The 12,963-nt window shown below is 40.9% G+C and carries 11 protein-coding genes; 7 read left to right on the top strand and 4 right to left on the bottom strand.

Features of this window, described 5'->3' with window-relative positions; genetic code table 11:
* Nucleotides 1-166 precede the first annotated feature (166 nt).
* Genes NIT04_RS02645 through NIT04_RS02670 form a run of 6 tightly spaced genes read left to right on the top strand, consistent with a single transcriptional unit; the run spans nucleotide 167 to nucleotide 6,206 of the window.
* Nucleotides 167-853 carry a GntR family transcriptional regulator gene (locus NIT04_RS02645; RefSeq protein WP_252502061.1) on the top strand — a complete coding sequence of 229 codons (687 nt, stop codon included), beginning with the start codon at nucleotides 167-169 and terminating at the stop codon, nucleotides 851-853.
* A 35-nt stretch (nucleotides 854-888) separates the two neighbouring features.
* Nucleotides 889-2,100 (top strand): PLP-dependent aspartate aminotransferase family protein, encoded by a 1,212-nt coding sequence (locus NIT04_RS02650; protein WP_252502062.1) that lies wholly within the window; start codon nucleotides 889-891, stop codon nucleotides 2,098-2,100.
* Nucleotides 2,101-2,122: 22 nt separating this feature from the next.
* On the top strand, nucleotides 2,123-3,106 hold the full coding sequence (locus NIT04_RS02655; RefSeq protein WP_252502063.1) for a tripartite tricarboxylate transporter substrate binding protein: 984 nt from the start codon (nucleotides 2,123-2,125) through the stop codon (nucleotides 3,104-3,106).
* A gap of 44 nt (nucleotides 3,107-3,150) precedes the next feature.
* Nucleotides 3,151-3,594 carry a tripartite tricarboxylate transporter TctB family protein gene (locus NIT04_RS02660; protein ID WP_252502064.1) on the top strand — a complete coding sequence of 148 codons (444 nt, stop codon included), beginning with the start codon at nucleotides 3,151-3,153 and terminating at the stop codon, nucleotides 3,592-3,594.
* A 15-nt stretch (nucleotides 3,595-3,609) separates the two neighbouring features.
* Nucleotides 3,610-5,136 carry a tripartite tricarboxylate transporter permease gene (locus tag NIT04_RS02665; protein WP_252502065.1) on the top strand — a complete coding sequence of 509 codons (1,527 nt, stop codon included), beginning with the start codon at nucleotides 3,610-3,612 and terminating at the stop codon, nucleotides 5,134-5,136.
* Between the two features lie 29 nt (nucleotides 5,137-5,165).
* Nucleotides 5,166-6,206, top strand: coding sequence for a uroporphyrinogen decarboxylase family protein (locus NIT04_RS02670; protein ID WP_252502066.1), 1,041 nt, complete (start codon nucleotides 5,166-5,168; stop codon nucleotides 6,204-6,206).
* 151 nt (nucleotides 6,207-6,357) lie between these two features.
* Here NIT04_RS02670 and NIT04_RS02675 read toward each other — a convergent pair whose 3' ends face one another.
* Entirely contained in the window at nucleotides 6,358-7,065 is a 708-nt protein-coding gene (locus NIT04_RS02675; protein WP_252502067.1) for a hypothetical protein, read from the bottom strand.
* Nucleotides 7,066-7,294: 229 nt separating this feature from the next.
* Nucleotides 7,295-8,044 carry an FxLYD domain-containing protein gene (locus tag NIT04_RS02680; protein ID WP_252502068.1) on the bottom strand — a complete coding sequence of 250 codons (750 nt, stop codon included), beginning with the start codon at nucleotides 8,042-8,044 and terminating at the stop codon, nucleotides 7,295-7,297.
* A 679-nt stretch (nucleotides 8,045-8,723) separates the two neighbouring features.
* Between NIT04_RS02680 and NIT04_RS02685 the strand changes: the two genes are divergently transcribed.
* On the top strand, nucleotides 8,724-9,878 hold the full coding sequence (locus NIT04_RS02685) for an NADP-dependent malic enzyme (RefSeq protein WP_305880098.1): 1,155 nt from the start codon (nucleotides 8,724-8,726) through the stop codon (nucleotides 9,876-9,878).
* 430 nt (nucleotides 9,879-10,308) lie between these two features.
* On the opposite strand, the gene NIT04_RS02690 is transcribed toward NIT04_RS02685, so the two are convergent.
* Both NIT04_RS02690 and NIT04_RS02695 read right to left on the bottom strand, forming a co-directional pair.
* Entirely contained in the window at nucleotides 10,309-11,439 is a 1,131-nt protein-coding gene (locus tag NIT04_RS02690; protein ID WP_252502070.1) for a Xaa-Pro peptidase family protein, read from the bottom strand.
* 18 nt (nucleotides 11,440-11,457) lie between these two features.
* The gene (locus tag NIT04_RS02695; protein WP_252502071.1) at nucleotides 11,458-12,855 is read right to left on the bottom strand and encodes a sodium:solute symporter; all 1,398 of its coding nucleotides are present in this window, start codon (nucleotides 12,853-12,855) and stop codon (nucleotides 11,458-11,460) included.
* Nucleotides 12,856-12,963: the final 108 nt, after the last annotated feature.

A 12,963-nucleotide genomic window follows, 5' to 3' on the forward strand; every position in this document is an offset into this window, starting at 1 on the left:
AGGGATCTTTTTATTGTTTATTGCATTGTAGGCAAAACAATATTGAAATAATATGTTTTAATACTTCTGAAGAGTCTAAAAAAACAGTTGACTTTTGGTTGCCCATTAATTACTATGTATTTAAGTATTATTGTATACAATTATACGTTTTGAGGTGGTTGCATTTATGAACGAGGGTTTTGATTTACGACAGAAACAATTATCAGCTAAGGATTATGCTTATTTTGAATTGAAAGAACTGATTATTAGGGGTGAAATGTCTCCGAATGATCCAATAATTGAGGAAAAGTTGGCGTCAAATCTGGAGATTAGTCGAACACCTTTGAGAGAAGCATTACAAAGACTTGAATGGGAGGGGTTGGTTAGCAGAAGGAAGAATGGAAGATTGGAAGTGGCTTCAATATCTACTAGTGAACTAAAGGAATTGTTCAAAATTCGTAGTGCACTCGAAGCGATTATCGTTGTCCATGCCGCTAAGAAAGCAACCGAAGAGGATATCGGGAGGCTTGAAAATTGTGTTCAAATGATTTCCTTTTTGTCCGAAAGTGAAAGGTTTGATGAAATTCTCCAATACGGTAAGGCGTTTCATAATTTGCTCTATGAAATGAGTGAATTAGAAACTTCCGTCAGGATTCTAAGACAATTGAATGATCATATTGATAGATATCGTAGGCTTGTACCATTCGAAAAGAAGAAATCTCGTCAATCTGGCACAAGTGATCATGAGAAGATTTTAAAGTTAATTGTTCAAAAGGATTTTGAAGGTGTTGCAATTGCAATGGAGGAGCACATTCTAAAAAGTGCGGAAATTGCAATTGCAGTAGTCACGGCGTACGAAGACAGTATCTCATGAAGTCGCAGCTAGATGATGCGGAAAGGGGTTTACTAATGACTAGAAGTTATGAAACTGAAGTTATTCATGCAATGTCTAAACCGGATAGTAGAACGAGGGCAGTTTCACCCTCAATAGTACCGGCAGTTGCATATGCATTTTCAGATGTTGAGAGTGCCATTGAAACAGTAATGGGAAAAAATGACGATGTGTACTACGGCAGGTATGGTAACCCGACAATTAAGCTATTGGAAGAGAAAATTGCTTATTTGGAGGGGGGAGAAGCAGCATTGGCAGTAAGCAGTGGAATGGCTGCCATTTCAAATGCTTTATTATGCTATCTCTCTTCGGGTGATCATGTACTTGTAACCAAGGATATTTATGGAGGAACGCATCACTTCTTAACAGTTCTAGCCCCCAGGTTTGGGATAGAATTTGATTTTGTCGATTGCACAGATTTGGAAGCGGTATCATTAGCAATCAAGGAAAACACCAAAGTCCTGTACATTGAAACTCCATCCAATCCAAGCTTAACTGTACTGGATATTAAGGCATTATCTGATTTGGCACATGCTCATGGTCTATCTGTCGTTATTGATAATACATTTATGACCCCGCTTCTCCAAAGGCCATTGGAATTAGGAGCAGACTTAGTTGTCCATAGCGCAACTAAATATATCAATGGTCATGGCGATGTGATTGCTGGGTTAATGATTGGCAATCAAGATGACATCACTTTTATAAGAAAAAATTTAATGGGTGATTTAGGACAGAATTTAAATGCTTGGGATGCCTATCTCATTTTACGTGGTATTAAAACGATGGCCATTCGTATGAAAAAGCATAATGACAACGCAATGGCGATCGCGAACTTTTTACAACAACATCCCTTTATCTCAAAGGTGAATTATCCAGGTTTACCATCTCATCCTCAATATGAGTTAGCCCAACTACAGATGAAGGGCATGGGTGGGATTGTAACTTTTGAACTGAAGGGTGACTTTGAGACGGCAAAGAGATTTTTAAACCAATTAAATTTGGCGATGATTTCCTTCAGCCTTGGAGATCCAGAAACATTAGTTCAACATCCTGCATCTATGACGCATGCATCCATACCAAAGGAGCAAAGGGAGAAATTTGGAATTTCGGATGGATTGATTCGCCTGTCGGCAGGTTTAGAAGATTCGAAGGATATTATTGAAGACTTGAACAATGCATTGTCGGTTGTTTCTGCAGAAACGTTAATGGAATTGAATTATTCTAAATAAAAAAGATCCTAGGAGGATATTTATGAGAATTGGAAAGTCAAATTTACTAGTGCTATCCCTACTGATGATGGTAAGTATTATTTTGACAGCTTGTTCTGAAAAGAAGGCGGAGGAAGCAGACAATGATTATCCTAAAAAACCAATCGAGGTTATTGTTGCCTTTAATGCTGGCGGAGGTACTGATGTTGCCGCGAGAACCATTTTGAATTTTACTGAACAGCATGCAGGAACTAGCTTCGCTGTTATCAATAAGCCGGGAGCGGCAGGTGAAATTGGATTTACAGCTTTGGCAGGTGCTCCGACGGATGGATATACGATTGGAATGATCAATCCTCCAACAACACTACTACACCCAATTCAAAGACCTGATGAAGTGAAATATAATTTAGATGACTTTGCATTGATTGCGAATATCGTTACAGATCCAGGAGCATTTGTAGTGAATGCGGATAGTCCAATCAATACACTTGATGACCTATTCGAGGCTGCTAAAGATGGCAAATTAAATATGGCATATGGTGGACCGGGCACTTCTGAAGCTCTGACATTAAGAAGAGCAGAGGAAATGAAAGGTATCGAGTTTAATAAAATTCCTTTTGAAGGGACTTCACCTGCAGTTGCTGCACTGATGGGCGGTCATGTAGACGTTCTAATAACGAATGCGTCTGAAATAATCACTCAATATGAAGACAAGAAAATAAAAGTACTAGCGGTTGGTTCAGATGAGAGAGTTGACCTCTTACCCGATGTCCCAACATATAAAGAAGAAGGTTTAGAGTTGACGCAAGTATCGATGCGTGGTCTAGCCGCACCAAAAGGAATCAGCAAAGAACAACAGGACTATTTAGCTGAAGCTATTAGGAAAACGATGGCAGACGAAGAGTTTATAAAGAAAGCAAAAGAAATGGCATTGCCACTAGATTATAAGGGTCCAGAAGAATACAAAGAGTTCTTGGAAAACTACAACAAAGAACTTAAAGAAGAATTCGATAAAAACCCTTGGTGATTCAGTGTAACTATTCAACTTACGTTTGAAAGAGGTGAGGCATAATGGCATTTGGGGTCATTGTTGCAATCTATATAGTCAGTGGTTATTTCTACTATGAGTCTACCAAGTTTGGTGGAGACGCAGGGATATTTCCTAAGATGGTTAGTGGAGCTATTATTGTGATCAATACAATTTATCTCTACCAAACATTAAAAGAAAGAAAAAAGATAACCGAGGAATCAAAAGCTCACGACCAATCAGAATCACCAAAACCATCGAAGCAATTTTACGTCATTACTGCTATATCAATTCTTTATGTTCTACTGTTAGCACCTATTGGTTTTCTAATTTTAACACCCATCTATTTAATAAGTATTATGTTCTTCTTGGGTGGTAAAAAGAAATCGGTAGTGTTTATCAGTTCGATTGTTTTTACAATCGTAATCTATTTCTTCTTTAATTCATTACTGAATATCACAATTCCACAGGGGATTCTGAAACTATAATGGGGGGTGACGGAGTTGGATGCAATATTACAAGCATTGATCAATACATTAAGTATTCATAATCTCGTAGTCCTATTTGTAGGAACCTTTGTTGGGATTATTGTAGGCTGTGTTCCTGGATTTAATGCATCAGTTGGAGTTGCCCTGACTATTCCGTTAACATTCGCTTTCCCAGCTGATACGGGTTTGATTTTATTAGTTGCGATATATGCGGGTGCAGTATACGGCGGATCGATCTCGGCAATTTTGATTAATACCCCCGGTGAACCAGGGAATATCATTACTGCCATGGATGGCTATAATATGACGAAAAATGGGCAAGGCGGAAAAGCATTGGGCATGGCCGCAATCGCTTCATGGATAGGCGGAAGTATTAGTGCCATCTTTCTCTTCCTTTTGGCACCGCCGCTTTCTAAGTTGACCTTGCTCTTTGGATCTTTCGAGATGTTTCTCCTTGCGATTTTCGGATTATCCATCATTGTCGGGTTATCGAAAGGCTCGATGGTTAAAGGTTTGTTATCCGGGTCATTGGGTGTCCTATTTGCCACAGTCGGAATAGATTCAATAACTGGTACCTATAGGTATACGATGGGCTTGCCCTCATTGTATGAAGGACTCCCTCTTGTGGCTGTAATTATCGGGATTTACTCATTGGGGGCAGTCTTTGAATTAGGTGAACAAAAGTCTTCAACTATACAAGCTGAAGGTATAAAAGTTAGTAAACGGGATATTTTACCTAACCTCCAGGATATGAAAAAGACGATCAGAACCATTTTTAGAAGTGGGGTCATCGGTACGTTTGCCGGTATAACGCCGGGCGCAGGAATGAGCATTGGCTCTGCCGTAAGCTGGGAAGCTGCTCGCCGAAAGTCCAAAACGCCAGAGACTTTTGGAAAAGGTGAGATTGAAGGTGTCGCAGCTTCTGAATCGGGTAATAACGGCGTCGTCGGTGGATCACTAATTCCTTTACTGACATTGGGGATTCCCGGTAATGCAGTATCAGCAATTTTCCTGGGAGGCTTACTAATTCACGGTCTTCGACCGGGTGCAGCATTATTTACTACTCATGCAACAATAACGTATGGTTTAATATGGGGCTTCTTATTCGCAAACTTCGTTATGATCGTCATCGGTCTTTTGGGATCTCGGTTCTTTTCAAAGTTAGCAATTGTTCCAGTATACCTATTGGCGCCTTTAATCTTCATTATTAGTACGGCCGGAACATTTGCAGATCGAAACTTGCTTGCAGATGTAGTCGTCATGTTGACCTTTGGAATACTAGGTTACTTTATGATCAAACTGAATTTCCCTTTAGTTCCGTTGGTACTTGGCTTTATCCTAGGACCTCTAGCGGAATCAGAATTAAGAAGAGCTTTATTAATTACACAAGGGGATTTAAGTACAGCCGCAATGCAACCTATCTCATTAATATTGATTGTTCTAATTATTTTCGCGTTGTTTGGTACACCAATACAAAATCAATTCAAAAAAATGCTGAAAGTAAAGAGAAAGCAAGAGTTGGATGGTGCTGAAAATACATGATGAATTCCTTTGAAAGAATCAGGGCGCTATTGAACAAGGAACCTATTGATCGGTTACCTTATAGCTTTTGGACACATTTCCCGGGTATAGATTTAATTCCTGAAAAGCAAGCAGAAATAACCTATGAGTTCTCCCAAGAATTTGACGTGGATTTCATAAAACATATGCCAAATGGGCTTTATATGGCGGAGGCCTGGTCCTGTGTATGCAACTTCAATGAAATCGAACAAGGGGGAGTGGCAAAAGTTGAGAAGTATGCGGTTCAAAACGAAAAGGACTGGATAAACCTTAAAGTTCTTGAACCGACATACGGCTCGTTAGGAAGAGAGCTGAAGGCACTCGATTTATTGATTAAAAGGGTGGATGGTGCAAAACCTCTAATATGTACTATTTTTTCACCACTTACTATGGCGCAGAAAATAACGGATAATATAGGTTATTATTTACATCACCACCCAAATGAACTGAAAATAGGTCTTGAAATTATTACAGAGACGATTATCCGATTTGCTAAAGAAGCATTAAGACGTGGTTGTGATGGGGTGTTTTTCGCAAATCAAACTGCTTCTAGAAAACTACTTACCGAAGAACAATACATGGAATTCGGTGTACCATTTGACATGGAAGTTCTTGAAGCCATCAAAGATGAATCATGGTTTAATGTGATGCATTTACATGGGGAGGAGGTTTTATTCGATCAAGTGAAAGATTATCCTGTCCAGGCCATTAACTGGCACGTGTGGGATAGTGATCCTTCCATAAAACAGTTTTTGAAGGAAAGCGATAAATTGATTGTCGGAGGATTGAAAAGGGGGTATATCACTTCAGGAAATGTTGAAGGAATTAATCAACAAATTGAAGAAATCTGCAAGGAAACTGATTTTTCGAGGATTGTCTTTTCTCCGGATTGTGTTATTCGCTATCCAGTTGTAAAAGAATATATACATCAAGTGAAGGATAGAATCATTGAATACTCTAATGCAACGCAACCTGTAACTTTACTACTTTCTGAGATGGAAAAAGACCACTGTCTCCAGTCTGTAGAAAAGTTCAAAATACAGAACTTCTGAAACCGGCCAGTTTCAAGATAGAGCTGAAAACAATGGTATACCTTCATTTAAACATATTTGTTTAGAATATAGAAGTACTATGCAGTTTTAGTATGCACAAAGGAAAGGACAGAAAAAAGCCGAGAGATCATTCTCTTGGCTTTTCTATTTCTTATAAATCGGCATTCACTTGTATAATCGTTTCTATTAATTTCCCAATCGTTTCTGATTTAACCGAATCAGGAGCAGATTCACCCGTAGGATTCACCCAAGTGAATTTGCCAGTTGCTTCTTCATACGTATAGTCGTTATCCAGCAAGTATTGTTTTAATGAATCAGGCACTTCGGTTGTTCCTGTTACTTGTTTCCAATAATCGGTTGTCTGTACATACAACTCTACGTCATCCAAGCTGGATGAAATGACTAACATATCCGTTGGTGTCTTGCTGATCCATGTGCCTTTCGAATTTATTCCAAGTTGCAGTCCTTCTATTCCAGAAATGCCGTCCAGATTTACTCCGAAGATTTGATTGATGACGATTCGAAGTTCAGCACCCGTTAAGACGTAGCCATGAGCTTTAATATAGGCGTCCATGACTTTCGCTTTTGGTAATTTCATGATTTCTGCATCGGTCAGTTTTTCGGATTCCCGAAGGGTTTCCATAATAGCAGGTTCATAGCTATTTAGTTTGTTACCGTAATTGTGTTTCGAAATATTATCTAGATCAATGTTAAATACAGCCTGAACAGCTTTTCGAACCTCATTGCCTTTTACTTTTTTACCAAAGGATTCAAGGTATTTATCCATTAGATTAACTTTTCTCATTGTCTCAATTTGGCTATCCCTTTCAGTAGAGTGTTTATCAACGTCTAAACTCATATGAACGGACTCCATCACTTTCTTAGGATATTTGTTGTTTGCTGTTGTTCCAGAAGAGAATGAATACGATCTCCCTGCACCATTCCCGTACCAGGAGAAAGAGCCACTCCTGTTAACAGTACACTTACGATTAGTTTTACTGTTATGGTTTTCAAATTGGAATCTCTCTATCTAATATTATTACGCATTTCTCATAAATCGTAAAGAGCTTATAGATTTACTTATCTAACTAATTTTGCGGATCCTCATAAGCTATAGCCTTCACTTTTGTTACTTTCCCATAAATATCGTCTGATAATCGCGGATAAAAAGTTCCGAATTCCACGGAATCATTTTCTCCTAAATTCGTTTCAATCATTGTTCTAAGTACAGCCAGTAATTCGTCCTTGTCGTTATACAATCCAACGGCGACTTCAGCAAGATCGATTTTTTTTGCGTGGGGATTCGTAATGATTCCTGTAACTTCATAGGGGAGGCTGTCATCTTCATATAATAATTCAAACTGTACATCATCGATTTCCAACTTCAATAATTCTTCATCGGTTTCATTCACTTCGATTTCAACATTAATGCTTTTCACTTTGTCAGGATCCGTGAAGCCTTCGTCCCGTATTTCTAGTGAATCCACTACGTAAGCTGTTTCGTTTGGCATAATGATCGTGGGGATGGAATTAAGCAGAACACCTCCATGATCAAGAACTGTCTTTTCTTCATCAAGAAATTCTACAAGCATTCTATCAATGATGACAGGTACATCGTTTTCATTTTTTAATTCAGCTGAATAACTAACCATAACAGCCTCTTTTCTTTTCCACGATGCAAAAACTTCATTGACGACGGTTACTGTTAGCTCTTCTTCCTCTTTGTCATGACTGCTGCTTGGCGCGTTTCCTGCATCTGTCGTTTTAGACTCCGCTCCACAAGCAGCTAATAAAAGAAGTAATCCGCATCCAACGACGGATAAGAACTTGTATTTCAAATGAATGACCTCCAAATCTCCTGGTTTTCTTCTATATTACAACCATACGTTACATTAATTACAAATACTATCCAACTAACTACCTCTCAGAGAATGTCGGATTCGCAAATTTGGTGCCGTCCGTGTCCCGAGTTTGATTGGGAATTGGTAAATAGGCGATTGAGGAAATTGTTGGTAAAGATAAGGAAGAACCGGGCTATTATTTAGAGGGAAATTAGTAATAGGAGTGTCGGAATGAACGAAAAAATACGGTTTTAAAGGTGCGTGTCGTGTACCTCATTTCACAAAACGTTAATCTTCGAATATTTACAGCCTCTTCCCTTGGAGAATCGGGGAGGGGTTTTATGTTGTCCATGATAGCTTTAAACTCCATAGCAGGTTGCCAAAAAGGTTAAAGGTTACTGTTTATGCATATATTTTATATGTAATCTATTATCTGTATAGTACAAGTAAAAATTAGTATCGAATTTGCGAGTATATTTATTGTTTTTTCTGTATTTGGGAGTAATAATGAATGAGTAGCTAATGTAAAACGGAAGAATATCAATTGCAATCAGCTTGCGGATTTTACTCTAGTTCCTTCCGAACCAACTGGACAGCTTGTAACCCCCGAGTGAGCAGAATAGAAGAGGAGTGGATAATATTGAGGAATTATCAAAGGTCTTTGGATCTTCATGAAATGTGGCAAGGGAAATTAGAGATTACGGTCAAAGCACCTATTAATAATGCGGAGGATCTAAGTCAGGCCTACTCTCCAGGAGTTGCAGGTCCCTGTATTGAAATTGCCAACGAAAAGGAATCAATCTATAAATATACGATGAAAGGTAATACGGTGGCAGTTATCAGCAATGGGACAGCTGTCCTAGGCCTGGGCGATATTGGAGCGGAGGCGGCAATCCCGGTAATGGAAGGGAAATCCGCGCTTTTTAAACGGTTTGCGGGTATTAACTCTGTTCCCCTATGCCTGGATACACGTGATGCTGAAGATTTCATCCGTACCGTTAAAAACCTTGCCCCTGTATTCGGTGGTATTAATTTAGAAGATATCGCGGCTCCTGATTGTTTTTATATAGAAGAGCGGCTAAAAGAGGAATTGGACATCCCTGTTTTTCATGATGACCAGCACGGAACAGCGATTGTTGTAGCTGCTGCCCTGTTGAATGCTGGAAAACTTGTAGGCAAAGAAATCAGTGAGATGAAAATTGTAATTAATGGAGCAGGTGCGGCAGGTATTGCGGTTGCAAAACTGTTGCATTCATTCCAAGCAAAAGAAATTATCGTATGCGACACAAAGGGCGCTATTTACAAAGGGCGCCCGCTTGGGATGAATGGATTGAAAGACTTGCTTGCTGAATTTACAAACCTCCAACGCAAACAGGGGGATTTGTCAGATGTCATCCAAGGCGCAGACGTATTTGTCGGAGTGTCAGCTGCGGGGGCATTAACGACTCAAATGATCGAATCGATGGACAAAGATCCCATCGTATTTGCGTTAGCAAACCCTATACCAGAAATCATGCCAGAAGATGCAAAATTAGCAGGCGTACGCGTCATAGGCACTGGTCGTTCGGATTATCCAAATCAGATTAACAATCTGCTTGCCTTTCCGGGAATCTTCAAGGGCGCCCTACAAGTTCGCGCAAGTCAAATCACTGAAGATATGAAGAGAGAAGCCGCCAAAGCCATTGCTTCACTGGTTTCGACAGAGGAATTATCTGAGGAATATGTCATCCCCAATCCATTTGACAGCAGGGTTGTTGATAGTGTAGCTCAAGCAGTCGCTTTGTCGGCATGCCAGTCAGGAAAAGCCCTTCTGTGTGAAGTGGTAGTGTAAGCCAGGAAAAGTGAATCGAGTCATGCCCGAAGTGATTAACCAAGTCGCTTTTCAAGTGATCAGGATTGATCACACTATCTCAATGGCTTCAGAAGCTGGGCAATTGGACATATATGTAATGCTAACAAAAAGAAGTAACCGCATCCAACGATTGAAAGGGTGTAAAGGCGCTCATCAACTTAGGGCAAAGCATTGAAAAGCACCCCGGGGGTCATGTAATCCCAGGGGGGCTTTTCAAATTGGTGGTGCCCATATCATAGATAGGCTTTAGTGAATGGTGCCTGTGCAGTACACAATTCAGTTTATTAACTACAATTGCATATTTGAGAAGGAGGAAGCCAATCAACTAAATGTTTGATTGGCTTCTGTCTGTATATATATGTGTTTTAATGAATTGTCATAAATGTTTCTTGCACAGGCACCGACACAATTAAAATATCAAGTCCTCTAGAGAGCTAGGATACTCGGTAATGATTTCGGTACCGTTGTTCGTTAAGATGACTGTATCTGAATGCCTGAAGCCGCCGATGTCGGGGACGTAGATGCCTGGTTCGACGCAGAAGACCATGCCTTCTGTTAGGACTAACTCGTTATCGAATCTGAGGGATGGTTCTTCGTGTAGACCGATGCCGATGCCGTGACCTGTCCGGTGGTTCATGTATGGTTCTAAGCCGGCGTCTGCGATGATGAGCCTTGCGATTTCATTTACATCGTATGCTCGCATGCCGACTTTGATTTGCTTTAGTACTTCGACTTGAGCTTCTACAGCAATGTTGAAGAACTTTTCTTGCTCGTTCGTAGGTTCTCCGATGAAAAATGTTCGTTCACATTCCGCCCGGTATCCGTTAAACCCGACTTGCCTGCTGTGGATGATGATGTCCTTCTCTTCCAACTCTCTTGTGTTGGAGAATACATGGGGCATATTCGTCCTTTTCACTCCGGAAGGGGACATGACGAAAAAGTCTAGCGTCGAATTAGGGTGATTGTTAGCGACTTCTTGGAAGAGCGCTTTGTTCCCGAACTGATCTAGTTCCATTTCGGTAATTCCTGCCCGGGCGTTTTCCAAGGAGTTTTTGAGGGCGATACTCACTAGCCTGCCCGCTTCCCGGATGAGCTTCAACTCTTCCTCATCCTTCACGAATCTCATTGCCGCAATATGCTTGTCCAAGTTGACGAGGGTAAATCCCTTTTCGTTAAGGATATTCCCGAGGATAACCGGAAGGGACGAGAACTCGATGCCAATCCGTCCGTTTTCTGGAAATTGGTCGAGCAGTTTCACGAAATGATCCAAATAGGATTCCCCTTCAAAGGACCGCAGCTTCGTTTCATGGTACACATACAGATTTTCAATCGATGTCTTATGTTTTGCATGTTCCTCTTCCAAAGAAGGGATGATCAAATGGGTCGTCCCGCTATCGATGCCGAGCACGATCGGACGGGAGTACGTAATCGCCTTTAATCCCGAAAAGTAAAACTGGTTTTCAAAGTTCAACACGATTGCCGCGTCGATTCCTAACGTGGAAAAGTCATTACGTAGCTTATTGATTCTTTGCGTAAACATCGTATCATCCTCCCCGAATTAATTTGCAGTAGGCTGTAGTTTATTCCTTGAAGCGATAGTTCCAATGATCAATGTCAGAATCGCAATCGGAATCGAAATCAAGGCGCTATTGACGCCAAATGGATTCCCCATGAACTCCCACACGAGTGTCGATACGACTCCGAGTATCATCGAGGCAATGCCGGCTTGTTTTGTGACGCTCGGCCAAATGAATACCGCAAGTAAAGCTGGGGTGATGCCCGCGCCATAAACGGTGTACGAGTACATTTGAATCGCCAGAATGGAAGGGAAGTATGTCGTCAATACAAAGGCGATGATCCCTAGGATCGGTATTAATATTTTCGTAAAGATCAATTTTTGTTTATCGGTCGCATTCCGATTGATGTATTTTCCGTAAATGTCATACGTCACATTCGTTGAGGCGGACAGCAAATAGGAGTTCCCGGTTGTGACGATGAAGGCGGTCACTGCCGCAATCAATAAACCGCCGATGAATGTCGGGATGACCAATGTCGTCGCAATCAACGCCATGCCCGGATTGATGTCAGGGAAGATCGCCCTCGCGCTGAATGCGATGACGGCTACGATTGGCGTAGTTAGGAATGTTCCTACGATCCAGCCCATCGCCCCGATCTTCGTCGTCCGGTCGTTTTTCGAGGCGGAAATCCTTTGGTACATATTTTGGTCGCCTAGCAAGAGGAAAAGAACCGGAATGTAGAAGCCTAAAAACTGCAACGGCGTCAGGCTGCCTAATAAATTCAAATGCTCGCTCGGAACCGCAGCAGTGATTTCATTCCAACCCCCACCAAAAGAAATGATCATTGGGACTGCAACGATGAGTCCGATTACGATGAGGAAGGCGCTGAACGCATCGGTCGGCGCAACGGACATCAATCCTCCGATTGTCGCCAGGAAGATGATGATGACGGCTCCGATGATTGTTCCGGTTTCGACGGAAACGCCTGTGGAGACGTGCAAGATGAATCCGATGCCCTTAAATTGATAAGATACGATTCCGACGTAAGCGAGAATGATGATGATTGCTGCAGCGATGCTTGCAAATTTCCCGTACTTCACTTCGAGAATTTCTGAAATCGTATACTTTCCATAGTTTCTTATTTTTGAAGAGATCAGTATCAGCACGATGATGCCAATTAATGAAGGTAGTACATAACCGACGGCTGGCCATAGTCCATATGAAAATGCCAATGAGTTTGGTCCCCCGGTGACTGTTCCGCTTCCTACCCATGTTGCCAGCAACGTCCCCATTAAGACGACCGGCCCAAGTGATTTTCCGGCCAATATGAAGTCATCACTCGTTGAAACTTTTTTGGAGTAGACGATTCCTAGAATGATCATGAAAACCCCATAGCCGATTACATACCAGAGTAAGTTAGGATTAAATTCAATGCCCATTTTTACAACCCCCTTTGTATCAGTTTACAAATATTGTAAAATTAGCACACTATTCGTAAAACTTAGTATACGTTATAATAATATATATTTCTAATTCGATTTTATTAG

Origin of the sequence: Sporosarcina sp. Marseille-Q4943, assembly GCF_943736995.1 — a bacterium.
GTDB lineage: Bacteria > Bacillota > Bacilli > Bacillales_A > Planococcaceae > Sporosarcina.